We start from the raw sequence: 25,682 nt of genomic DNA on the forward strand, positions 1-25,682 counted from the left end.
TTGTAGGATAGCTACAGCTGCGCCCAAATTGTGAGCAATAAAATTCGCCAAACTCAGCCTCGACTTAGAGTGTTATCTGGCAAATTAAAGAAAGCGCAGCATTTATGCATAGGATTGCAAAATAAGATGGTTACTGCTTTTTGACAGTAGCCGGGCTTGGTTACCGCGAATTTATACATTTTGTTGATTCAACCTTGGCGACCGCTCAGCTGTGCCCGCAACAGGTACAGCAAGGGAAGACAAATGCTCCCCCTGCATTTGTGTCAACTGGAAGGACGTAAACATGACTGATTCAGTGCTACGCACCGAGGGACTCTATGTGCCCGAAATGGAACACGACGCCTGTGGTATCGGCTTCGTTGCCCACCTGAAGAACAGAAAGTCTCATGCGATTGTTACTCAGGCACTTGATATGCTGGCCCGCATGGAACACCGTGGCGGCCAGGGCTGTGACCCATGCAGTGGTGACGGTGCAGGTATTCTTTTACAAAAACCCCATGAATTCTTACTCGAAGAAACCCGTAAGCTAGGTATTCAACTGCCGGCAGCTGACAAATACGGTGTTGGTGTGATGCTGTTCCCGAAAGACGAGAACAAACGCCAGCAGTGCCGTGAAATCTTCGAGCGTAATGCCAAACGCCTCGATCTTGAAGTGATTGGCTACCGTGTTCTGCCAACCGACAACTCTATGATCGGTGCAGATCCTCTGAGCACAGAACCTCAGTTTGAGCATGCTTTTGTCACAGGCGGTGTCGGCCTGTCTCTTGATGAGCTCGAACGTAAACTGTTTGTACTGCGTAACTACACCGTGCGCGTGTGCCTGGAAAGCGTCTCAAACATTGGCGACGACTTCTATATCAACTCTTTCTCTGCAAAGACACTGGTTTACAAAGGCCAGCTGACCACCGAGCAGGTACCTCAGTACTTCCTCGACCTGCAGAACCCGTCAATGGTGACGGCGCTGGCGCTGGTTCACTCGCGCTTCTCGACCAATACTTTCCCTCGCTGGCGTTTGGCCCAACCTTTCCGTTACATCGCACACAACGGTGAAATCAATACCGTTCGCGGTAACCTGAATTGGATGAAAGCGCGTGAAGCCCTGCTGGAATCAGACCTGTTCACAGACCAAGAGCTGAAAATGCTGCTGCCAGTGTGTCAGGAAGGCGCATCGGATTCTGCAAACTTCGATATGGCGCTGGAACTGCTGGTTCTAAGTGGCCGAAGCCTGCCACACGTATTGATGATGATGGTGCCGGAAGCGTGGCAAGAGAATGCGAATTTGGATCCAAAGCTGCGTGCTTTCTACCAGTACCATGCAAACATCATGGAACCTTGGGATGGTCCAGCGTCTGTTTGTTTCACTGATGGCGTGAAAGTAGGTGCGACCCTTGACCGTAACGGTCTGCGTCCAAGCCGCTATACCGTGACCAAAGACGATTACCTCATCATGGCATCCGAGTCAGGTGTGGTAGAGATTGAGCCGGAAAACATTCACTTCCGTGGTCGTCTGCAGCCTGGCCGAATCTTCGTGGCGGACCTTGAGCAAGGCCGCATCATTTCTGATGAAGAAGTGAAGAACGAAATCGCTTCTGCACAGCCATATCAAGAGTGGGTTGATAAGAACCTGCTGCATATTGATAAGCTGCCAGAAGCGGATACCAAACATCACCAGCCTTCTCCAGATCGCCTGTTGCACCATCAACAAGCATTCGGTGTGACCTCTGAAGAAGTGAACGAAATCATCGTTCCTATGGCAAAAGACGGCAAAGAAGCACTGGGCGCTATGGGTGCTGACTGGCCACTGGCAGTACTGTCACACCAGTCACAGCACCTATCTAACTACTTCAAGCAGCTGTTTGCGCAGGTCACGAACCCGCCAATCGACCCAATCCGTGAGCGCATGGTGATGTCGCTGAAAACGTATCTGGGTAAAGATCAGAACCTGCTGACCGAATCGCCTATTCACTGCCGCAAAGTTGAGCTGGAATCGCCAGTACTGAGCAATGCTGAGTTGGAAAAACTGCGTGCGGTTGACAACGATCACCTGCAAGCAAAAACACTGGATATCGTATTCCGTGCCAGCGGTGAGCCAGGCAAGCTTGAGCGTGCGTTGAAGCGCATCTGTCAATACGCGGAAGACGCCGTGATTGATGGCTACTCCATCATCCTGTTGACTGACCGTGCAGTGAACTCTAACCACGCTGCTATCCCAGCGATGCTGGCTGTCGGTGCGGTTCACCACCACCTGATCCGTAAAGGTCTGCGCGCGAAAGCCGACATCGTGATTGAAACCGGTGACGCGCGTGAAACCCATCACTTCGCCACACTCGTTGGCTACGGTGCGAATGCTGTTAACCCGTACCTCGTCTACGAAACGCTGGTGGATTTACAGCGTAAGAAGAAGCTGGATCCGGAAGCGGATGTGGATGTACTGTTTGAACAGTACCGCAAAGCGATCAACGCTGGCCTTTTGAAAATCTTCTCGAAGATGGGTATCTCAACCCTACAGTCTTACCATGGTGCGCAAATTTTCGAAGCACTGGGTATTAGCAAAGCAGTGGTCGACAAATACTTCACTGGCACAGTTTCCCGTATTCAGGGTCTGTCGATTGACGATATCGCGAAAGAGGTATTGGTTCGTCACCGTCTGGGCTACCCAACGCGTGAAATCCCTGTCCAAATGCTGGACGTGGGTGGTGTATATCAGTGGAAACAACGTGGTGAGAAGCACCTGTTCAACCCTGAAACTATTCACTTGCTGCAAAACTCCACCCGCAACAAGGACAAAAAGCAGTTTAAAGAATACTGCCACGCAGTAGACAGCCAAGGCGATGATGCTGCAACTCTGCGTAGCCAGTTTGATTTCGTGAAGAACCCCGCTGGCAGCATCCCTCTGGAAGAGGTTGAGCCAGTTGAGAACATCCTGAAGCGTTTCGCGACAGGTGCAATGAGCTTTGGCTCTATCTCTCATGAGGCGCACTCTACGCTGGCGATTGCCATGAACCGTATCGGCGCTAAGTCGAACTCTGGTGAAGGCGGTGAAGACCCTGTCCGTTTTGATAAGAAAGAAAACGGTGATTGGGAACGTTCTGCTATCAAGCAGGTAGCTTCTGGCCGCTTCGGTGTGACCTCTTACTACCTTGCCAATGCTGATGAAATTCAGATCAAGATGGCACAAGGCGCGAAGCCAGGTGAAGGTGGTCAGCTTCCAGGTCACAAAGTTGATGACTGGATTGGTCGCACCCGTCACTCCACCCCAGGGGTTGGTCTGATTTCGCCACCGCCACACCACGATATCTACTCCATCGAGGACTTGGCACAGCTGATTTACGACCTGAAGAATGCAAACCGTAAAGCACGTGTGAACGTGAAGCTGGTTTCTGAAGCGGGTGTCGGCACCATCGCTTCAGGCGTAGCGAAAGCAAAAGCAGACGTGGTTCTGATTGCTGGCTTCGACGGCGGTACCGGTGCATCACCACTGTCTTCAATCAAGCACGCAGGTCTGCCATGGGAACTGGGTCTGGCTGAAACGCACCAGACACTGCTGAAAAACGGCCTGCGTAACCGCATCGTGGTTCAGTCTGACGGTCAGATGAAAACCCCTCGAGACCTTGCAGTAGCGACTCTGTTGGGTGCTGAAGAGTGGGGTGTGGCAACAGCAGCACTGGTTGTTGAAGGCTGTATCATGATGCGTAAGTGTCACCTCAACACCTGTCCTGTTGGTATCGCTACCCAGAACAAGACGCTGCGTGAGCGCTTCGATGGCCGCGTAGAAGACATCGTCACCTTCTTCACCTATATGGCTGAAGGTCTGCGTGAAATCATGGCTGAGCTGGGTTACCGCTCTATCAACGAGATGGTGGGTCAGTCACAGCACCTGAAAGTCCGCTCTGATGTCGGCCACTGGAAATACCAGAACCTGGATCTCAACGTTGTTCTTTACAAAGAAGAGCCGCGTGAAGGCGATGCAATGTACTGCCAGCGCGAGCAGAACCATGGTCTGGAAACCGTGCTTGACCGCCGCCTGATTGAAGCCGCGTCCAGTGCGCTGAAAGAAGGTCGTAAAGTCGATGCCGAGTTCGCGATTGTGAACACCGACCGCAGTGCCGGTACCATGTTGTCGAATGAAATTTCGAAAGTGTACAAAGATCAGGGACTGCCGGAAGCAATGAGCGTGAAGTTCAAAGGTTCTGCAGGTCAAAGCTTCGGTGCCTTCCTCGCGAAAGGCGTGAACTTCACCGTTGAAGGCGATGCGAACGACTACTGGGGTAAAGGTCTGTCTGGCGGTACACTGGTACTCTACCCAGACGCGAAGAGCGACATCATTGCCGAAGACAACATCGTTGTCGGTAACGTCTGTTTCTATGGTGCAACCTCGGGCGAATCTTTCATCCGCGGTGTAGCCGGTGAGCGTTTCTGTGTACGTAACTCAGGCGCGAAAGTGGTTGTCGAAGGTATCGGTGACCACGGCTGTGAATACATGACAGGTGGTATTGCCATTGTTCTGGGTCAAACTGGCCGTAACTTCGCTGCGGGTATGAGTGGTGGTGTGGCTTACGTTTGGGATCAGTTCAATGACTTCGAATCCAAGCTCAACCCTGAGCTGGTGGATCTGGATCCGCTGGATGAAGAAGACATCGCACTGCTGAAAGAAATGATCAGCAAGCACCATGCACTGACAGGCAGTACGGTTGCAGAAACATTCCTTGCGAATGTTGAAGAGAACCTCAAGTCTATCGTCAAAGTCATGCCACGCGACTACAAAGCTGTGTTGCAAAAACGCAAAAAAGAAGCCGCTAACAAGGAAGAAGTGGAGGCTGTAAATGGGTAAGCCAACCGGATTTCTAGAATTTGGCCGTGAACTGCCGGCCAAAAAAGACCCTGCCGTTCGTATTCAGGACAACAAGGAATTTGTACTGAACGACGAGTTTGGCGAGAAAATTAACGAGCAATCTTCCCGCTGTATGGACTGTGGTGTGCCTTTCTGTCACAACGGTTGTCCTATCGGGAACATTATTCCAGAGTTTAATGACGCGGTTTACCGCGACAGTTGGGAAGAAGCCTGGAACATCCTGAGCTCAACGAACAACTTCCCAGAGTTCACTGGCCGGGTTTGCCCGGCTCCATGTGAAAGCTCTTGTGTCCTGGGTATTAACCAGGACCCAATCACCATCTGTAACATTGAAAAAACCATCGTGGAAACGGCATACCGCGAAGGTTATGCCAAACCGAAAACCCCGACTGCCCGCACAGGCAAGAAAGTGGCGATCATCGGTTCAGGTCCTGCAGGTCTTGCAGCGGCTGAGCAGCTCAACAGCGCAGGTCACTCAGTGACTGTGTTTGAGCGTGATGAAAAGGTCGGTGGCCTACTGCGTTTTGGTATCCCAGACTTCAAGCTGGGTATGGACGTGATTGACCGTAAAATCAGCCTGATGGCTGAAGCGGGTATCGAGTTTAAAGTGAACGCTCATGTTGGCGTTGATGTTAACGCTCAGCAAATCCGTCAGGATTACGATGTAGTATTGCTGACAGGTGGTTCTACTGTGCCACGTAACCTGCCAATCCCGGGCCGTGATCTCAAAGGCGTGCACTTTGCGATGGAATTTCTGGGTCAGAACAACCGCCGTGCAAACGGTATGGATCTAAAAACCGAAGAAATCCACGCCAAAGGCAAACACGTTGTGGTTATCGGCGGTGGTGATACAGGCTCTGACTGTGTGGGCACATCAAACCGTCATGGTGCAGCAAGCATTACGCAGGTGGAAATCATGCCGATCCCACCAGAGAAGCGCCCTGCGAACATGCCGTGGCCTCAGTACCCGATGATCCTGCGCACGTCGACTTCTCACGAAGAAGGCTGTGAACGTCACTGGAACATTCTGACCAAAGAGTTTATCAGCGACGAAAACGGCAACGTGAAAGCACTGCGCATGGCTGACATCGTATGGAAAGACGCAGCGCCTGGTGAGCGTCCAACCTTCGAAGAAGTTACAGGCTCTGAGCGTGAAATCCCTTGTGATCTGGCATTCCTGGCGATGGGCTTCTTGCACCCAGAACCACACGGTGTGCTGGCACAACTTGATGTGGCACTGGATGACCGCGGCAATGTTGCAACACAGGACTTCCAGACCAACCAGAAAGGTGTATTCGCTGCAGGCGATATGCGTACAGGCCAGTCACTGGTTGTACGTTGTATCAATGAAGGCCGTGAATGTGCCCGCTCTATCGATGCATATCTGATGGGCGGCACCAACCTCGAGGCCAAAGCGGACTCACTGATGCTCTCCGCATAAAAATAACGAGTGTTATCTTCCAGTTTTGCCAGCCCTCTGCGGCTGGCTTTTTTCGTTTTGAGCCCACATAAAAGCTTCACCGACCAAAAATTGAAAGCTTTTCATAAATAAGCCCCCAGATAGACCAAGTTAATCTCTGCGACAGGCTTAAAAAAACCGCCATAAAATGCTGCATGTAGGCAGTGCTTTCGACATATATAGCTATTAGTCGCCAAAGTTAATGTAATGTGACGAAATTTGACCTCTTCATCATTAACGGATAAGTTGATTGGCTCGCATACTCATGTGACCTGACGCAACAAAGTTCAGGCCATATAGGTATACGTAAAATCGAAACTGATTTTTCGGTAAAACACACTCCCAGGAAGGGAGGCCACTGAAAATCAGATGCCAGGACGGCATGAAAAACTGCAGTCGCTGCGTAACGCAGTCGCAAGGGAGAATTGCAATGTCGCTGTATGACCCAATGCTGGAGAAAGACAACTGCGGCTTTGGCCTGATCGCTCATACCGAGGGTGAAGCCAGCCATAAACTTGTCCGAACCGCAATTTCCGCACTGGACCGGATGACCCACCGAGGCGCAATTAACGCTGATGGGAAAACCGGTGACGGTTGCGGCTTATTACTTCAAAAGCCCGATAACTTTTTCCGAATCATCGCTGAAGAGAACAACTGGACCCTCAGTAAGCTCTACGGTGTAGGTATGATTTTTCTGAGCAAAGATCCTGCTAAAGCGAAGCGCGCTAAAGAGATCTTTGAACAGGAAATTGCAGCCGAAACCCTTTCTATCGTGGGCTGGCGTGAAGTGCCAACCAACGAAGACGTGCTGGGTGAAATCGCCGCCAGCTCTGTACCGAACATTGAGCAAGTGTTCATCAATGGTCCAGCAGGTTGGCGTGCCCGCGATTTGGAGCGTCGTCTCTACATCGCCCGTCGTCGCGCTGAGAAAGCGCTCGCGGACGACCCGGATTTCTACATCACCAGCCTGTCAACGCGCACCATTGTTTACAAAGGTTTGTGTATGCCAGCAGACCTGCCAAGGTTCTATTTAGATTTGGCAGATTTACGTCTTGAGGCATCTATCTGCCTGTTCCACCAGCGTTTTTCAACCAACACCACCCCTAAGTGGCCACTAGCACAGCCTTTCCGTTATCTCGCCCACAACGGCGAAATCAACACCATTGAAGGTAACCGCCAATGGGCGCGTGCCCGTGCATACAAGTTCAATTCACCATTGCTGCCTGATCTGAAACAGGCCGCTCCATTTGTGAATGAAACCGGTTCTGACAGCTCCAGCCTCGACAACATGTTGGAAGTTTTCCTCGCCGGCGGTATGGATCTCTTCCGCGCGATGCGGATGCTGGTGCCACCTGCATGGCAGAACCACCCAGACATGGACCCGGATCTGCGCGCATTCTACGACTTTAACTCCATGCACATGGAGCCGTGGGATGGTCCTGCAGGTATTGTAATGTCCGACGGACGTTATGCTGCTTGTAACCTCGATCGTAATGGTCTGCGCCCTGCCCGCTATGTGGTGACCAAAGACAAGCTCATCACGCTGGCATCCGAAGTCGGTATTTGGGATTACGCCCCCGATGAAGTAGCAGAGAAAGGTCGTGTTGGTCCGGGTGAACTGCTGGTTATTGACACCTTCGAAGGTGAGATCTGGCATTCTGCCGATATCGATAATGATCTGAAAAGCCGCCACCCTTACAAAGAATGGCTGGATAAGAATGTTAAGCGCCTGACACCGTTTGAAGAACTGCAAGCAGAGGACTCTTCCGGCCAAGGTGGCATGGACGACGACGAACTGCATGTCTTCCAGAAACTTTTTGGTGTTTCGAGTGAGGAACAGGACCAGGTACTTCGCGTACTCGGTGACATCGGTCAGGAAGCCACTGGCTCCATGGGTGACGATACCCCAATGGCAGTGCTTTCTTCGAAAGAACGCCATGTCGCTGACTACTTCCGTCAGAAGTTCGCTCAGGTCACCAACCCACCAATCGATCCACTGCGCGAAAATCACGTGATGTCGCTGGCGACCTGTATCGGCCGGGAAATGAACGTGTTCTCAGAAACTGATGGCCACGCCCAACGTGTTGCGTTCAAAAGCCCGGTACTTCTGTATTCCGATATGGTTCAGTTGCTGGAGTTGGATGACGAGCATTACCGTAACAGCATCATCGACATCAACTTCGATCCGAATGAGAAAGATCTCAAGCAAGCGATTGTGGAACTGTGCGATCAGGTAGAGCGCGTAGTACGCGACGGTACTGTACTGGTGGTGCTGTCCGACCGCGGTATTTCGAAAGGCAAATTACCTATTCCTGCCGCAATGGCAGTGGGTGCAGCCCAAAAACGTCTGGTGGACGCGCAGCTTCGTTGTGATGCCAACATCGTGATTGAAACAGCCTCTGCACGCGACCCACACCAGTTCGCGGTATTGCTCGGTTTCGGCGCGACAGCGGTATATCCCTACCTCGCTTACGAATCCATTGGCAAGATGGTCGAGAAAGGTGTCATCGAGAAATCGATGGGTGATGCGATGCTGAACTTCAGAAACGGCATCAATAAAGGCCTGTTCAAGATCATGTCGAAGATGGGTATTTCGACCATGGCCTCTTACCGCTGTGCACAGCTGTTTGAAGCTGTTGGCCTGAACAATAATGTGGTTGAGCTTTGCTTTAAAGGCGTCGCCAGCCGCATCCAAGGCGCAGATTTTTCTGACTTCCAGCAGGACTTACACAACCTTGCACGCAGAGCATGGCTGAAACGTAAGCCCGTCGAGCACGGCGGTTTGCTGAAATACGTCCATGGCGGCGAATACCACGCTTATAACCCGGATGTGGTTAACACGCTTCAATCTGCGGTTCGCTCCGGCGAAACGATGGATTACAAAACCTACGCAGAAACCGTTAACAGCCGTCCAGTCTCGTCACTGCGCGATTTGATGAACCTCAAACCTGCCGACAAGCCTATTTCTCTCGAGAAAGTGGAAGCGGCAACCGAGCTCTTCAAACGTTTTGACTCGGCCGCCATGTCAATTGGTGCATTAAGCCCTGAAGCACACGAGGCCTTGGCGATTGCGATGAACCGTCTGGGTGGTAACTCCAACTCCGGTGAAGGAGGTGAAGATCCACGTCGCTTTAACTCAGAGCGCAACTCACGCATCAAACAAATCGCTTCGGGTCGTTTCGGTGTGACACCACACTACCTGACCAACGCTGATGTGCTGCAGATTAAAGTAGCACAAGGCGCGAAGCCGGGTGAAGGTGGACAGCTACCTGGCCATAAAGTCACGGCTGAAATCGCGCGTCTTCGCCACTCGGTGCAAGGTGTGACTCTGATTTCACCGCCGCCGCACCATGACATCTACTCGATTGAAGACTTGGCGCAGCTAATTTTCGATTTGAAGCAGGTGAACCCTGACGCACTGGTTTCCGTCAAGCTGGTTTCTGAACCTGGCGTGGGCACCATCGCAGTCGGTGTTGCGAAAGCTTATGCGGACCTTATTACCATCTCTGGTTACGACGGTGGTACCGGCGCAAGCCCACTGACTTCCGTGAAATACGCGGGTAGCCCTTGGGAGCTTGGCCTTGCCGAAACCCAGCAGGCATTGGTCACCAATGGCCTTCGCCACAAGATTCGCCTTCAGGTTGATGGCGGTCTGAAAACTGGTCTGGACATCATCAAAGCGACCATTTTGGGTGCAGAAAGCTTCGGCTTTGGTACCGCACCAATGGTTGCGCTGGGTTGTAAGTACCTCCGTATCTGTCACCTCAACAACTGTGCGACCGGTGTAGCAACGCAGGACGATACTCTTCGCCGCGAATATTTCAAAGGCTTGCCAGAGCAGGTGATGAACTTCTTCAAAGGCCTCGGCGAAGAAGTGCGTGAATTGATGGCAGAGCTTGGCGTTGAGAAGCTCACTGACCTGATTGGCCGCACCGATTTGCTCGAAGCAGTCGATGGTTTCACCGCCAAACAGCTCAAGCTGGATCTTTCAGACATTCTGGAAAGGCCGCAGCCTAAGCCCGGTAAATCTGTATTCTGGAGTGAGCCAAACGCACCGTTTGATAAGGCGGAGCTTAACCAGAAGCTGCTGGAAACCTTTGAAAAGGCGATTGAAGAGCGCCGCTCAACCAGCGCGTATCTCGATATCCGAAACACCGACCGCTCGGTGGGCGCATCACTCTCCGGTGCCATTGCTAAACGTTATGGCAACCAGGGCATGGCGGCATCACCACTTGAAATCAACCTTCAGGGTACAGCTGGTCAATCCTTCGGTGTCTGGAACGCCGGTGGCGTTAACCTCACCCTGACCGGCGATGCCAACGACTATGTCGGAAAAGGTATGGCTGGCGGTAATATCGTGATCAAGCCGCCAGTTGGTTCAGCCTTCGATTGCCACGCATCTACCATCGTCGGCAACACCTGTCTTTACGGTGCAACGGGCGGCAAGCTCTTTGCAGCAGGTAAAGCGGGTGAGCGTTTTGCGGTGCGTAACTCTGGCGCGCAAGCCGTCGTCGAAGGCGCAGGCGATAACGCCTGTGAATACATGACAGGCGGTATTGTGGCGATTCTTGGCCATACCGGTGTGAACTTTGGCGCAGGTATGACAGGCGGCTTTGCTTATGTGCTTGATGAAGCGGGAGACTTCGCAGGCCGCGTCAACCCAGAACTGGTAGAAGCCTTGTCACTTGATAAGCTGGCTATCCATCAGGAACACCTCCGTGGTCTGATTGATCAACACCTCGAACTGACCGGCTCCAGCCGCGCTCAGGAAATTATCGCGGACTTTGAGCAATGGATCAGTAAATTCTATCTGGTGAAACCGAAATCAGCGGACGTGCGTTCCCTGCTGGGTCACCAAAGCCGAAGCGCAGCTGAGCTGCGTGTTCAGGCGCAGTAACGGAGGACCCTATGAGCCAGAACGTATACCAGTTTATTGACGTGCAACGTATCGACCCTCGAAAGAAGGCAATCAAAACACGTAAAACTCAGTTCGTTGAAATCTACGAACCTTTCACCCACAAGCAGGCGTCGGCGCAAGCCGACCGCTGTCTGGACTGCGGCAACCCTTACTGTGAGTGGAAGTGCCCGGTGCACAACTACATTCCGCAGTGGCTAAAGCTTGCCCAGGAAGGACGCATTATTGAAGCGGTGGAGCTATCGCACCAGACCAACAGTCTGCCGGAAGTCTGTGGCCGTGTGTGTCCACAGGACAGACTGTGTGAAGGCTCCTGTACCCTCAACGATGACTTTGGCGCAGTCACCATCGGTAATGTTGAAAAATACATTACGGATAAAGCGTTCGAGATGGGCTGGAAGCCAGACATGTCAGGCGTTACTTTGACTGACAAGAAAGTCGCCATCATTGGTGCAGGCCCTGCTGGCCTTGCCTGTGCAGATGTCTTGGTCCGTAACGGCGTGAAGCCAGTTGTATTTGACCGCTATCCGGAAATCGGTGGCCTGCTGACCTTCGGTATTCCGTCATTCAAACTCGAAAAAGACGTGATGCGTAACCGCCAGCGCGTCTTTACCGAAATGGGTGTCGAGTTCCGACTCAACACTGAAGTGGGTAAAGATGTCGAGCTGCAGTCTCTGGTTGATGAGTACGATGCCGTGTTCCTTGGCGTTGGCACTTACAAATCCATGCGTGCAGGTTTGGAAAATGAAGATGCGCCGGGTGTATTTGATGCCCTGCCGTTTTTGATTGCCAATACTTACCGCGTGATGGATTTAACGGAAAACCCGCCGGAATACATTGATATGGCGGGCAAGAAAGTCGTTGTTCTTGGTGGTGGTGATACCGCGATGGACTGTGTACGAACTTCGATTCGCCAGAATGCCAAAAACGTAATCTGTGCTTACCGTCGTGATGAAGCCAATATGCCGGGCAGCCGCCGCGAAGTGAAAAACGCGCGCGAAGAAGGGGTGAACTTTATGTTCAACCTGCAACCTATGGGTATTGAGCTCGACGCCAGTGGCAATGTGAGCGGCGTAAAGGTGGTGAAAACCGAGCTGGGCGAGCCGGATGACGCGGGCCGTCGCCGTCCTCAACCTGTTGAAGGTAGCGAGCACGTGCTGGACGCGGATGCCGTTATCATGGCCTTTGGTTTCCAACCGCACAAAATGGCATGGCTGGAACCATTTGGTGTCGACCTCGACCAATGGGGACGCATCAAAGCACCAGAGCAATCTGATTACGCTTATCAAACGTCTAACGAGAAAATCTTCGCCGGTGGCGATGCCGTCCGCGGCTCTGATCTCGTGGTCACCGCTATCGATGAAGGCCGTAAAGCGGCAGAAGGCATTCTCGATTATCTCGAGGTATAAGCCGACTTCAAAACCGACAGAAAAGTGCCTGCAAAGGCACTTTTTTTTCGCCCCAATTTTCGCCCGTGATACACTCTCGTTATTCCCTGATTATCAAAGAGCAACAAGATGAAAATCGGTATTATCGGTGCCATGGAGCAGGAAGTAACCCTGCTAAAAAGCAAGATCAACAACTGCCAACTGCAAGAGATTGGTGGCAGCAAATTTTATACGGGTGACTTGAATGGCGTAGACGTGGTGCTGCTGCAATCAGGCATTGGTAAAGTGGCGGCGGCAGTGGGTACATCTATCCTGTTGGAGCGTTTCAAACCAACAGCGGTGATCAACACAGGTTCTGCAGGCGGCTTCGATACCAGCCTGAATCTGGGTGACGTTGTGATTTCTACCGATGTCGCTTACCACGATGCTGACGTGACCGCGTTTGGTTACACCATGGGTCAAATGGCAGGCCAGCCAGCGAGTTTCACCTCTGATGTAAAACTGATGGATGTGGCAGAGCAGGCACTGGCAGCGATGGAACCAGCACCGCACGCAGTTCGCGGTCTGATTTGTACCGGTGATGCGTTTGTGTGCACCGCTGAGCGTCAAAATTACATCCGTGAATACTTCCCAGCTGTGATTGCAGTGGAAATGGAAGCCGCGGCAATTGCACAGGCGTGTCACCAATTCAAAGTCCCGTTTGTGGTAGTTCGCGCTATCTCTGACGTTGCTGATAAAGAGTCGCCAATGACATTTGATGAATTCCTGCCGCTGGCAGCGAAAAGCTCAAGCGCCATGGTTGAGAAAATGGTCGAGTTGCTGAAAGCATAATGACCGAGCTCTCCACACCGTTTGAAGCACTGTTAAACCACACCACATTACTTGCGATGTGGGGAGCCCTTATTTTGCACTGGTTTTTCCCAGTGCCTGCCTATATCAGCCCTGTCACCATATGGCGTCGTGTTGCCGAAGCCATTTCCGACAAGGTCAATCACGATGAAGACTCCCCGGAGCAACAACGCCTTTCCGGCGGTTTAGCGCTCGCAGTGATGTGGCTGACCCTAGCCGTGCTTTTAGTCGCCTTAAGGCAAATTGTCTGGATTGGCTGGTTGTTCGACCTTCTGCTGCTTTGGCTGGCATTAAGCTGGAAGCCCCTGACTGAGCTCGCGATGCAGGTCGAGCAAGCGCTCATTCGTGACGACAAGCCTGCAGCCAGAACCTTGCTGTCACAAACACTGAACCGCCAAACCCATTCACTCTCTCCGGTTGGTATTGCCAAAGCCAGTTGTGAAACCCTACTGGTTGGGTATGCGCGAGGCCTTGTCTGCGTGCTGTTCTGGTATGCCGTTTTTGGTGGCATTGGGGCGTTTCTTTACACGCTGGCAGCGCAACTTGCCCGTGTCTGGCCTCCCCGCCGACAGGAGTTCTCCCAGTTTGGATTGGCTGCCTCAGGCTTTCTTGCTTTGCTCGATTGGATACCATCCCGCTTATTTGCGCTTCTCATTGCCGCTGGGCACCGGTTTGAGCCTGCACTCACGGCAATCCGTGAACATGGACAAAGCTGGTCAGTGAACGGGGCGGGCTGGCTTCTTGCCGCATCCGGTGCCAAGCTGCAGCTTTCCCTGGGTGGTCCCGCTATCTATGACAGCGAGAAATGCACACGTCCCAGTATTGGCGGAAGCGTTGCCGCTTCTCCTATGCACCTGGCACTGCTGAATCAACAACTGAGGCAAAAGGCCTTGCTCTGGATCCTCATCCAAAGTTTCCTGATGTGGTTTACCCACGGATTATTGTGATGTTCCGTTTTTTAATGGTTTTACTTTTTCTTCCATCCTTCACCTTTGCCGAACCACTTCGCGTTATCAGCCTTTCTCCACATACCACAGAGCTCGCATTTGAAGCAGGGCTGGGAGATAACCTGATTGCAGTCAGTGCTCACAGCGATTACCCACCAGCAGCATTGGAACTTGAGCAGGTAGCCAACTACCGCGGGATCAATATTGAACGTGTAGTCACTCTGAAACCGGATTTGGTGCTGGCGTGGAAAGGCGGAAATCCAGATAAAGAGCTCGCCAAGCTCGAAAGGCTTGGCATTGAGGTGTTCTACTCAAATCCGCACTCTCTTTACGACGCTGCCGATAACATTGAAAAGCTGGGAGAGTGGTCAGAAAACCCGGCGTTAGCCAAAGCTCGCGCTGATGCCGTGCGTAACGAGTTGGCAAGCATTGAAGCAGCGCAAGCAAGAAAGTCCAAGGTATCCTATTTTTACCAACTCAGTGAGTCACCGTTGCTCACGAACAACGGCGATCATTGGCCACAACCTTTGTTTTCTCTCTGTGGCGGCAAAAACATCTTCGCGGAAAGCGCCGCGCCTTATCCTCAGGTCAGCATGGAGCAGATTGTAGTGAGAAAACCACTAGCAATTTTTTACCCAGCGGATCGTGAGAAACCTATGGCTGGCTGGCAAAAATGGCAGGACTTTATCCCCGCAGTGAAAAACAGCGCTATCTTTGCAATAACCGGAGACTGGCTAAATCGTCCAACACCAAGAGCACTAAAAGCAGTAAGACAGATATGCCTCGCGATGGATAAGGTAAGAGGCGATCTCGATCACTAATTCAAATAGTGGCTTGCAGAAGCTCTGTCTGTTGGATTGCCCGCCACCAAGTTTCACGTAAGATCGCGCGCGCTTATACCCAAACAGCCTCAGGTTGTTTGTGTATAACCAATTCGTGTTACTGGATCTCCGTGTCACAATAAAAACAAGACGCAGAGAAACACCAGCGATAGAGGTCGAATTGGATGTTTGGTTAAGGGATGAAATAACGCTTTATGCTTCTGTATATTTTGGACATGTTTGGTACGGCAGTCTTCGCCATATCAGGCGTATTACTTGCCAGTAAGTTAAGAATGGATCCCTTTGGGATGATCGTTCTTGCGATGGTCACCGCAATCGGCGGCGGTACCATTCGTGATATGGCATTAGGCGCAACACCGGTCTTTTGGGTCAACCAGCCGGAATACCTTTGGATGATCCTTGTCACCTGTATTCTTTCAATGTTGCTGATCCGTCAACCGCGTCGCCTGCCGTGGTACTTTTTGCCCGTGGCAGATGCCATCGGTCTGGCCGTTTTTGTTGCTATCGGTGTTGATAAAGCGCTGAGCTACGGTGCTTCCCCCATGGTGGCGGTGATCATGGGTGTGATTACTGGTTGTGGCGGTGGCATCATCCGCGACGTACTCGCTCGGGAAATCCCGATGCTTTTCAGAACCGAAGTCTACGCAACTGCCTGTATTGCAGGTGGAATTATCCATACAGTGGCGTTGGCAGCCAACGTGGATGTCGAGATAGCTTCCATTGCTGGTATGATCACTACATTGCTGATCAGGCTTGCTGCGATACGCTGGCACCTTTCTCTACCTGTATTCGGCTCAGGAAAGTAACCAAATTTTCAATTGCTTAGAACGCGCCTATCGGGCGCGTTTTTTGTTTCTGAGCCAGAAACATCCGTCTCTCACCTTGTTTCATCGTTTCCGCGCCACAGATCTCGATCTGGAGATCATCTCATCCATCCAAATCATTAAGTAAATTTTTTACTTTATTTAATGGCAATCCGATCTATTATGTAAATATATAGCTTTACTTAATAACGAGGAGCATCCCATGAGCAGCTATGTTGAACACGCCAATATCACTGTGACCAATCTCGATAACGCTATCCAGTTTTTGCAGACAGCCATGCCGGAATTCTCCATTCGTGGCTCAGGCCAGAATGATGATTACGGCTGGTGCCATCTGGGTACTGACACCTCTTACATCGCCCTTCAGGAAGTAGTCATCGAAAAGGCTGTCGAACGAGTCCCTTACCGTCAACTTGGCGTCAATCACATTGGCTTTGTGGTGGAAGATGCGGAAGGTACGGCGGAACGTCTGCGTGAAGCGGGCTATCAAGAGGCCTCATTTGACAAGAGCCATCCAGCCCGCAAACGTGCATATTTTTTCGATAGCGATGGTATGGAATGGGAGTTCATCGAATACCTGACCGACTCCATCGAAAGCCGGAACGATTACCTGCTTTAAGAACGAAGAACTAATAAAAATAGAGAGAAGCAGTCATGTTTAAACCAATAACGTCAGAAGCCCTAACACTCATAAGACATGGACATCGATATTCTCCAGTCTTTGGGCCAAGGCTTTCCAATCACTTGCCCATGGCACTGATTGCCATGTCCAGGCTAGGTGCCTCATCAAGGGACTTACATGACGAGTTCCAACGGGCAACCCCTCATCTGGAAGCGGAACAAACTCCTGTTGCCCCTCAAGTATTAAAGCTTGGGGAGAAAACACACAATGCGGATTTCGTGCTCTATTACAGCAAGGAGCTGGAAACCAAAGGCATTGAAGTAACATTAAAGGAGGCTTTGCCAACTTTACTGCCCGGTATCGCGGCAGGTTCTTTCCATGCCTTGATTCGCCTCGCCTATGCGGTGGAAAGTGAAGACTTCACTGAGATCAGCCACGCACTTGCCTACTGGTCATCCGGGTTTACGCCATTAGGGAACCTGCAATATGCCGCGGATAAAGACGCCGTTTCCCATCTCAATGAAGCACTGGGGGTAATGCGGGATCACACCTATCGAGAAGGGATCATCATCGATCATGTCGAAGAATTACGGGAACTTGCTAAGTACCACGCTGTTTCCACACAGCCCGCTTCATTGACCAAAGAGTCCGTTGCCATTGTGGTGCTCTCGCAATATGCCGCCAGCAATGATTTCACCTTGCTCCATGGCGTAACCGGCTTTCAGGCTCTGCTATCACTCGCTCCTTTTATAGACAATTTTGATTTTGCCTTGGACTGTTTCTGGCAAGCCTATGTCAGTGCAGCATGCACTGCGGAATACCGAGAGCTTGTTGCTCTCGAATGCAGAAATATCCAACCAGATTGGGAGATTTGGTTTAACCAGGCGCTGGCAACACAAGACGATCACACCATCAAACTTATCTACAGCTGCGCCCGGATTTATAACGAATTACAACTGGACGAGGCATTGCGTGCTATCAATGTCAGATTAGAGGTATCTTTATGAAGAAAATCGCGATTGTTTATTTCTCACAAACCGGTACCACAGACGCATTGGCTAAAGCCGTTGCATGCGGTGCAGAAACGCAAGGGGCACAGGTTTTTGCTTACCGCATATTAGGTTCAGACATCGTTGAAGGACGCTTCAAAAACGACGCGTTGTTCGAAGAGCTCAGTGACATGGATGCCATCATCTTCGGCTCACCAACATACATGGGCGGCCCGACAGCACAGTTCAAAGCTTTTGCTGATGCGAGCAGTGAAAGTTGGTCCAAGCAGCGATGGAAGAACAAGCTCGGCGCTGGGTTTACCATTGGCGGCAGCCCTTGTGGCGAAGTACAAAGCACGGTGGAATATTTCAATGTACTGGCTACTCAGCACAGTATGCTTTGGGTCGGCATTGATGCGCCAGAAGGCGCACTCAGCAAAGACTTTAACCGCCTAAATGCTTCTCTTGGCGTAGTTGCACTGGCTGATACAGAGAGTGGCCTTCACCCGGTAGATGCAAAAACGGCGGTGCGATTAGGTGAGCGGGTGGCGGAGCTGATTCGACAGTAGCTAACTAAATTTAGAAAAAAGGCGCCGTTCGGCGCCTTTTTCGTGATTATGCCAGCGTGATACGGGCAAATTTGCGTTTACCGACCTGGTAAACGGCAGTGCCGGCTGCTGGTACCAGCTTGATATCGTCCAACTTCTCACCGTCGATTTTCACCGCGCCTTGGCGGATCATGCGCATTGCGTCTGAGGTTGAACCTACCAGTGCTGCATCTTTCAGTAGGTTAGTGATAGCAACACCTTGCTCGAAAGAAAACTCTGGCATTTCGTCAGGTATCGCACCTTTCTGGAAACGGTTGATGAACTCAGCCTCTGCCGCTTCTGCATCCGCTTCAGAGTGGAAGCGAGCGATGATTTCTTTCGCCAGCAGGATCTTCACATCACGTGGGTTGCGGCCGTTAGCAATTTCTTCTTTAAGGCCCGCAATCTCTTCCAGTGGACGGAACGATAACAGTTCGTAGTAGTTCCACATCAGATCGTCAGAGATAGACATGATTTTACCGAACATCTCAGTCGGTACATCGCTGATACCGATGTAGTTGTTCGCTGACTTCGACATTTTCTTCACGCCGTCTAAGCCCACCAGCAGTGGCATGGTGATCACGACTTGCTGTGATTGGCCGTTTTGCTTTTGCAGCTCACGCCCCATCAGTAGGTTGAACTTCTGGTCAGTACCACCCAGCTCAACATCAGCTTCCAACGCCACTGAGTCATAACCTTGCAGGAGCGGATAAATGAACTCGTGGATCGCGATTGGCTGGTTGTTGCTGTAACGCTTTTTGAAATCGTCACGCTCAAGCATACGCGCAACGGTAGAGCTTGCTGCCAGACGGATCATGCCATCCGTACCCAGCTCACTCAGCCAGCTTGAGTTGAACTCAATGCGGGTTTTCTCTGGATCCAGAATCTTGAAGATCTGCTCTTTGTAAGTCTCAGCATTGCTCAGAACTTGCTCACGCGTCAGCGGTGGACGCGTTGCGTTCTTACCGCTTGGGTCACCTACCATCGCGGTATAATCCCCGATCAGGAAGATAACTTCATGGCCCAGCTCCTGGAAGGCACGCAATTTATTCATGATCACAGTGTGACCAAGGTGAATATCCGGTGCAGTTGGATCCGCGCCCAACTTGATACGAAGAGGACGGTTCTCTTTCAGTTTTGCAATGAGTTCCTCTTCAGGAATCAACTCCTCAACACCACGCTTAATTTCGGCTAGCGCGGCTTCAATGCTCGCCATATTTTATCGCTCCCACAGATTCGGCATTTTTTCGTAATCCGACATACTACTTGAATAGCGATGGTTTTTGAAACCAGTTAGACTTGAAGGAAGCAAAAAGGGATTAACGCGCCATTCTGATTTTTAGAGGGAGTTGGCACATCCCAACTAAATTCATTTTCTTAACGACTGTTTTTTAATGCCTGTTAAACATATTGCTGCGCTACCTAGGCTTCATCAAGTCTCGATTATGGCTCTCAGTGCCCTCGTGGTACTGCTGATTTTGCTCCCTACTGAAACCCCAGCTTCACACCCGGACGCCAAGTTTGAAGTCGGCAAACTGTATTCCATTCCCCTTGATGCTATCTCTTTGCTTCCACCGGAGAATGAGCAACAACCTGTGGTGGCCTATGCGCCGCTCGAGTGGCACAAGTTCAAGGTAAAAGCCGGTGATAGTCTGGCTGTGATTTTTGACCGTGTAGGGATAAGTCCAACCACCCTTTACCGACTGATTAACAGCGATAAAGGCACCAAATCGTTAGCCTCGTTGAAAGTGGGGGATGAAATTCACCTTGGGTTTGACGAAAACGGCCTTTTTACCCAGCTCGTGCAACCGAAACACGCCAATGAAAAGCTGGTGGTCACCCGCATTGGAGATGAGTTCTTTTCCAAAACAGAGTCCAAGCAAATTGATACCCAAGTGAACTTTGCCTCTGCAACCATCACCTCCAGCTTCTGGAATGCAGGTGTCGCTGCAGGACTTAACGCCAATCAAATCATGGAACTGGCGGGGATTTTCGGCTGGGATATCGACTTTGCCTTGGATATCCGTAAGGGCGACAAATTTGCAGTGTTGTTTGAAGAGCAATTGGTGGAGGGTGAAATGATTGGCCGAGGGAATATTCTGGCCGCGACATTTACCAATCAGGGCGAAACCTTCACTGCTATCCGCTCTGAAACAGGTAAGTATTACGATGATAGAGGCCGCGCAATGAGGAAAGCCTTCCTGCGCTCACCTGTTAACTTCCGGTACGTCAGCTCAAACTTCAACCCACGCCGCCTGCACCCCGTGACGGGGCGGGTTAAAGCACACCGTGGCACGGATTATGTTGCCCCGGTTGGCACACCAATTTGGGCGGCAGGCGATGGCGTAGTGATGAAATCGGCCTACAACAAGTTCAATGGTCATTACGTGTTCATCCGCCATAGTTCAACCTACATCACCAAGTACCTTCACCTGACCAAGCGTAAAGTGAAAACCGGCCAGCGTGTCAAGCAAGGACAAACCATTGGTACACTGGGTGGTACAGGCCGCGTGACAGGCCCTCACCTTCACTACGAATTTCTGGTAAACGGTGTTCATAAGAACCCAAGAACCGTCAAATTGCCACAATCGAAATCACTGGCAGGTAAGGAAAAGACCGCTTTTATTGAACTGGCCAAAGACCGGATGGCGCAGCTTAATAAGTTCGAGCAACTGTTAGCGTCTATCGGCACCCTTGAGCGCGTTTCTTCCTAAAGTCTGTTAACCTGTGGTTTGATTGACCAAATAAAAAGCAGCGCTTGTGCGCTAATGCATGTGAATTAAGCTGAATGACGCTTTCTAGAAGGCCTAGTCGCATAGCGACTGGGCCTTTTCTTTACTGCTCTGGGATATGTCCTCTCCCGCCTCTCTGGAAGCACAAAGCTCTCTGCCATATCGAGGATATATCTGAGTACTTCTGGGTATCTGCCCGGCGCGACAGCCGGAAGCATCTGCAACTGACTCACCAAAAATATCGATGCCTGCTTAAAGCCTATTTGGTATGGCATCACCGTATTCAAGGAATACGCCATCTGGCACATCATAAAACGCAACAGGTTATAGGCGAGCAGCATTCCCCAAAGCTCCTGTTTCACTAACGCCGGCATTTTACTTCTTAGCGTCAGGCTATTTTGAAGCATGTACTGTTTCATCTCTCGGTAGCCTAATTCGATTTCCCAGCGATGACTGTAGAGCTCTGCGATATCTGCACCTATATAACGCTTAGGATCGGTCATGGAAGTCAGCAGTTTGACTTCTTTCCCTTTTATCTTGGTGGTAATGAGTCTGGCTTCCAGTGTATCCGGCGCATCTACCCACTTCTTTTTCGCTTGGGCAGTCAGGGAGAGTTCAACCAGCTCCTGACCGCGTCCCAGTTTTCTTAACGTCTTATATTGCGCCCCTTTACGCAGGGGAATTAGCCAGTGTCTTTCCTCTCCTTGGCTTTGCCAACGATGGAGAAGTCCCAATGCATAGAAGCCTTTGTCAAACAGGGTAAGGCTATTGTCTTGGGCTTTGTCGATAAGCTGAGCGGTGAGGTCAATCTCACTGACCGAGACGGAGTCAAAGGCGGCACTGTTGAGCAGATGGCTCGTCAATTCCATGTGGCAGACCATGCGAACTTGAGGATAGTCTGACGTCGTTGTTTTATTACCTGTTCGACTAAACGCCTTATCATTGTCAGTCGTATCAGGTGTTCGCCAAACCACACCATCGACGGCATGCAAAGTGAGTCCGTACCAATCGGGATGCGGGGTTTTCTCATGCCACAATTGCTGAGTTTGGTTGAACACTGCTTCTACGGGTTCATGTCCTAGTTTCTTACGGGCATGAATCACCGCGCTCGGCGCAACAAAAGGCTTCTTACCCGGAAGTAATATATCGAGCTGAGAGACCACCTTGCTCATCGATAGATGCCGATAAAGAGACATTCCCACCACGCTCCACACCATCAGTTCCATGGGGAGTCGACGCTTACGAATCGTGGCGACGCCCGTGTCTTCAAGACATTGATTAATCAGTGTGGGGCAAAGGAGATCTGATAGCCCATTGAGTTGGTCAGCAGAGAATTGGTGTATTCGGTCGAGCGCTTGCCTTAAGAACATAAAGAAATCCGAGTGCAGAGAAACACTCGGATTTTGACAGCCTATAAGGATCGTTCAACCGATCATTTATTGCTTAACTGATCGGCATTAGCGCTTGTGCGCTGCTTTTTTGTGCATGGAAATTCAGCCTCAAAGCTGAGGCTCAACTTCCCGTTGTGCCTTTGGGTGTGGCGCTTCCTTCTCTTCGGTTTGCCAAACCATGTTAGTTTCTTTCTTCGCGCCTTTAGGCTCACGCGCCAGCATCAGAAGACACGGCGTCAAGACCAGCGTTAGCAAGGTAGAGAAAGCCAAACCACCCGCAACAGCAGTTGCAAGCTGAGACCACCACTGGGTACTCGGTGCACCAAACTCAATACCGCGGTTGACCAAATCAACGTTCATTTCCAGCACCATTGGTAACAGACCTAGAATCGTTGTTACGGTCGTCAGTAGTACCGGACGTAAACGCTGAGCACCAGTACGTAAGATGGCATCGATCTTTTCAAGGCCACTGCGGCGCAACACGTTATAAGTATCGATCAGTACAATATTGTTGTTCACCACGATACCCGCCAGTGTAATCACCCCAACACCTGACATTATGACCCCAAACGGACGCTGGAATACCAGAAGGCCAAGGAATACACCCACTGTCGAGAACAGCACGGCGCTCAAAATCAGGAAAGCCTGATAGAAGCTGTTGAACTGAGTGATGAGGATTAACGCCATCGCCGCCAATGCCGCCATAAAGGCAGTCATCAGGAAGGCTGAACTTTCATCCTGTTCTTCATTTTGTCCACGCAGTGTGACTTTGACTTCTGGAGATAGCCCCAAACGTTCGATGTGCTCGTTCAACCCGGGTAACGCCAGGCTGAGGTTATACCCTTCAGTCATATCGGCCATGACCTTCACCACACGCTTGCCATCAACTCGGTCGATATTACCTTGCTTCGGCTCTGGCTTGATTTGGGCAAAGTTGGTGATCGGCACCAACCCATAAGGCGTCATCACCCGAAGTTCATCAAAGCGGCCAATATCCCGCTTCTCTTCCGGATAACGTACCAGAATGTCGACTTCTTCACTGGCATCATCCGGCAGGTAATCGCCAATTTTCAGGCCATTGGTCACGAACTGAACCGTGTTCCCCACCAGCAAAGCGTCAGCCCCGTAACGTGCAGCATCTTCGCGGTTGATATCAATTGACCAATCAATACCCGGTTTGGTCAGGGTATCACTGTAGTTAGTAAATGCAGGATCCTGCTCAAGCAAGTCTCGGATCTGTTTCGCCGCAGGCGTGATCAGTCTGTGGTCTGCCGAACTGATTTCAATCGACAGATCATGATCACTTGGCGGCCCGGCATCCGGCTTTTTGAATTCCAGCTCAAGGCCGGATAAGTCAGCGGTTTTTTCGCGAAGGTCCTCAATGATCTCCTTCACCTTACGACGCTCTTGCCAATCGACAGGCTTCATCTGGATAACGCCGATTTCATCCTGACCACCCGTTTTGGTGTAGACGGACTCGATTTCATCCATCCCCATCACGCGCTCTTCAACCTCGGCCATGAGGGCATCTTTCTCGAAGATCGACAAATCTCCATGGGATCGTACTTTGATATTAAAGAAGGCCGGATCCACATCAGGAAAGAATTCCGAGCCAAGACCAGACTTGCCGTAAGAAAAGATAACGCCTGCAGCCACAATCACGGCCGCAATCAGAATCTTAACCGGATGTTTGATCGCAACAGAAAGCATGAGGATGTAAGCGCGCGTTATCCCCCGAGCTTGGGAGAAATCGCCCTGCTCGAGCGCATAAGTACGCGCCTGTTGCTCAGGTGTAAGAGGCAAAGGTTTACCGACCATGCTACCCAATACCGGCACAAACAGGAGCGCCATCGCCAGTGAAGCGGCAAGTGTGGCAATCAGAGTTAGCGGCATGTAGCCCATGAACTCACCGGTGATCCCGGGCCAGAACAAAAGTGGCGCAAAGGCTGCGAGCGTAGTCGCTGTCGAAGCGATGATTGGCCACGCCATACGGTGCGCCGCTTCGCGGTAAGCCATTTTACGCTCCACACCTTCGCGCATACGGCGATCTGCATATTCAGTGACCACGATTGCGCCATCTACAAGCAATCCAACCGCCATGATGAGAGAAAACAGCACGACGATATTCACCGTCAGTCCGCCCAATGACAGCACCACCAGACCTGTTAAGAAGGAACCGGGAATGGAAACCCCCACCAGCAGCGCAGTGCGCGCCCCCAAAATGGCGATAATAACGATCACCACCAGCAGGATAGCGGAAAGGATATTGTTCTGAAGATCTGTCAGCATGGAGCGAACATCTTCAGAGCCATCCCATGTGTATTTGACCTGAAGCGCACCAGGCCAAAGAGGCGATTTCTGCGCTTCATTCATGACTGCTTTCGCAATCTCAACCGTCTCAATGATGTTCTCACCCGCGCGCTTTTTCACGTCCAGCACAACGGCAGGTTTGCCATCCAAACGGGCAAAGCTTTCCGGATCTTTAAATGCGCGGCGAACGGTTGCAACATCGCCCACCGTGACCACCTGATTGCCATCAATCTTGATAGGTAGATTCAGTACATCATCTGCTGTTTCGAATACGGAAGGCACTTTGACAGAAAAGCGGCCGTAGCCGGTATCCACATACCCTGCCGCGACAACACGGTTGTTACGGGAAACCAGATTAAAGATGTCCTGCTGATCCAGCCCATAGCTTTCCAACAACAGCGGTTCGACGATAATTTCCACCACGTCGTCACGATCGCCGGCAATATCCACTTCGAGGATTTGCTTGAAGCCTTCCAGTTCTTCCTGAAGTTCCCGGGCGATTTTCACAATCGCACGTTCAGAAACATCACCATACAAAGCAATGGAAAGCACAGGCTGCATGTTAGCGAAGGTCACTTCGTTGACGGTTGGTTCGTCACTATCATCCGGCAGGCTCGGTTTCACCAAGTCCACGGCTTCTCGCACGTCAGCCATAGCTTCATTGAGATCCACGCCGACATTAAATTCCAGCGTGACAGAAGCGTGGCCTTCGGCGGCTGTCGACGTCATCTCCTTGATGCCCTCAATAGAGCGAAGCTCCTGCTCAACCGGACGCACAAGAAGACGTTCAGCATCCTCCGGAGAAATACCTTCATGGCTGACAGAGACATAAATCACCGGAATGGTGATGTCAGGATCTGACTCTTTCGGAATGGTTTGGTAAGTGTAAAAGCCCGCGACCAATAGCACCAACAACAAGGTGACCATGGTACGGGTGCGGGCCAGTGACGCATCAATCAATGTTCTCATGTGATG

Annotated in this window: 15 protein-coding genes; 12 read left to right on the forward strand and 3 right to left on the reverse strand. The window is 51.2% G+C overall.

From position 1 onward, the window contains the following. The first annotated feature begins 283 nt into the window (after window positions 1-283). The 11 genes from gltB (VP504_RS08475) (at window position 284) to VP504_RS08525 (ending at window position 18,256) form a co-directional block, all read left to right on the forward strand. The gene (gltB, locus tag VP504_RS08475) at window positions 284-4,831 is read left to right on the forward strand and encodes a glutamate synthase large subunit (protein WP_325893862.1); all 4,548 of its coding nucleotides are present in this window, start codon (window positions 284-286) and stop codon (window positions 4,829-4,831) included. Beyond that, on the forward strand, window positions 4,824-6,293 hold the full coding sequence (locus VP504_RS08480) for a glutamate synthase subunit beta (RefSeq protein WP_325893863.1): 1,470 nt from the start codon (window positions 4,824-4,826) through the stop codon (window positions 6,291-6,293). Before gltB (VP504_RS08475) ends, VP504_RS08480 begins: the two co-directional genes overlap by 8 nt. 448 nt (window positions 6,294-6,741) lie before the next feature. Beyond that, window positions 6,742-11,208: a glutamate synthase large subunit gene (gltB, locus tag VP504_RS08485; RefSeq protein WP_325893864.1), complete on the forward strand. Its 4,467-nt coding sequence runs from the start codon at window positions 6,742-6,744 to the stop codon at window positions 11,206-11,208. A gap of 11 nt (window positions 11,209-11,219) precedes the next feature. Then, a complete protein-coding gene (locus VP504_RS08490) occupies window positions 11,220-12,635 on the forward strand; it encodes an FAD-dependent oxidoreductase (protein WP_325893865.1) in 1,416 nt (471 codons plus the stop codon). Window positions 12,636-12,743: 108 nt separating this feature from the next. Beyond that, entirely contained in the window at window positions 12,744-13,445 is a 702-nt protein-coding gene (gene mtnN, locus VP504_RS08495) for a 5'-methylthioadenosine/S-adenosylhomocysteine nucleosidase (protein WP_325893867.1), read from the forward strand. Continuing rightward, the gene (locus VP504_RS08500) at window positions 13,445-14,410 is read left to right on the forward strand and encodes a cobalamin biosynthesis family protein (protein ID WP_325893868.1); all 966 of its coding nucleotides are present in this window, start codon (window positions 13,445-13,447) and stop codon (window positions 14,408-14,410) included. The genes mtnN and VP504_RS08500 overlap by 1 nt, the downstream gene beginning before the upstream one ends. Continuing rightward, entirely contained in the window at window positions 14,410-15,231 is an 822-nt protein-coding gene (gene btuF / locus VP504_RS08505; RefSeq protein ID WP_325893869.1) for a vitamin B12 ABC transporter substrate-binding protein BtuF, read from the forward strand. Before VP504_RS08500 ends, btuF begins: the two co-directional genes overlap by 1 nt. 215 nt (window positions 15,232-15,446) lie before the next feature. After that, window positions 15,447-16,058 (forward strand): TRIC cation channel family protein, encoded by a 612-nt coding sequence (locus tag VP504_RS08510; RefSeq protein WP_039850273.1) that lies wholly within the window; start codon window positions 15,447-15,449, stop codon window positions 16,056-16,058. A 220-nt stretch (window positions 16,059-16,278) separates the two neighbouring features. After that, window positions 16,279-16,695: a VOC family protein gene (locus tag VP504_RS08515; RefSeq protein ID WP_325893870.1), complete on the forward strand. Its 417-nt coding sequence runs from the start codon at window positions 16,279-16,281 to the stop codon at window positions 16,693-16,695. 35 nt (window positions 16,696-16,730) lie between these two features. Beyond that, window positions 16,731-17,705, forward strand: coding sequence for a questin oxidase family protein (locus VP504_RS08520; RefSeq protein WP_325893871.1), 975 nt, complete (start codon window positions 16,731-16,733; stop codon window positions 17,703-17,705). Beyond that, the gene (locus VP504_RS08525) at window positions 17,702-18,256 is read left to right on the forward strand and encodes a flavodoxin family protein (RefSeq protein ID WP_325893873.1); all 555 of its coding nucleotides are present in this window, start codon (window positions 17,702-17,704) and stop codon (window positions 18,254-18,256) included. The genes VP504_RS08520 and VP504_RS08525 overlap by 4 nt, the downstream gene beginning before the upstream one ends. A gap of 46 nt (window positions 18,257-18,302) precedes the next feature. Here VP504_RS08525 and tyrS read toward each other — a convergent pair whose 3' ends face one another. Then, window positions 18,303-19,490: a tyrosine--tRNA ligase gene (tyrS, locus tag VP504_RS08530; RefSeq protein ID WP_325893875.1), complete on the reverse strand. Its 1,188-nt coding sequence runs from the start codon at window positions 19,488-19,490 to the stop codon at window positions 18,303-18,305. 178 nt (window positions 19,491-19,668) lie between these two features. On the opposite strand from tyrS, the gene VP504_RS08535 reads away from it, so the two are divergent. Next, a complete protein-coding gene (locus VP504_RS08535) occupies window positions 19,669-20,988 on the forward strand; it encodes a peptidoglycan DD-metalloendopeptidase family protein (RefSeq protein WP_325893876.1) in 1,320 nt (439 codons plus the stop codon). Window positions 20,989-21,053: 65 nt separating this feature from the next. On the opposite strand, the gene VP504_RS08540 is transcribed toward VP504_RS08535, so the two are convergent. Both VP504_RS08540 and VP504_RS08545 read right to left on the reverse strand, forming a co-directional pair. Further along, window positions 21,054-22,376 carry an IS4 family transposase gene (locus VP504_RS08540; RefSeq protein WP_325893878.1) on the reverse strand — a complete coding sequence of 441 codons (1,323 nt, stop codon included), beginning with the start codon at window positions 22,374-22,376 and terminating at the stop codon, window positions 21,054-21,056. Window positions 22,377-22,505: 129 nt separating this feature from the next. Next, window positions 22,506-25,676 carry an efflux RND transporter permease subunit gene (locus VP504_RS08545; RefSeq protein WP_325893879.1) on the reverse strand — a complete coding sequence of 1,057 codons (3,171 nt, stop codon included), beginning with the start codon at window positions 25,674-25,676 and terminating at the stop codon, window positions 22,506-22,508. Window positions 25,677-25,682 lie beyond the last annotated feature (6 nt).

The sequence above is a fragment of the Grimontia sp. NTOU-MAR1 genome (assembly GCF_035758505.1).
In the GTDB taxonomy this organism is placed as follows: domain Bacteria; phylum Pseudomonadota; class Gammaproteobacteria; order Enterobacterales; family Vibrionaceae; genus Enterovibrio; species Enterovibrio marinus.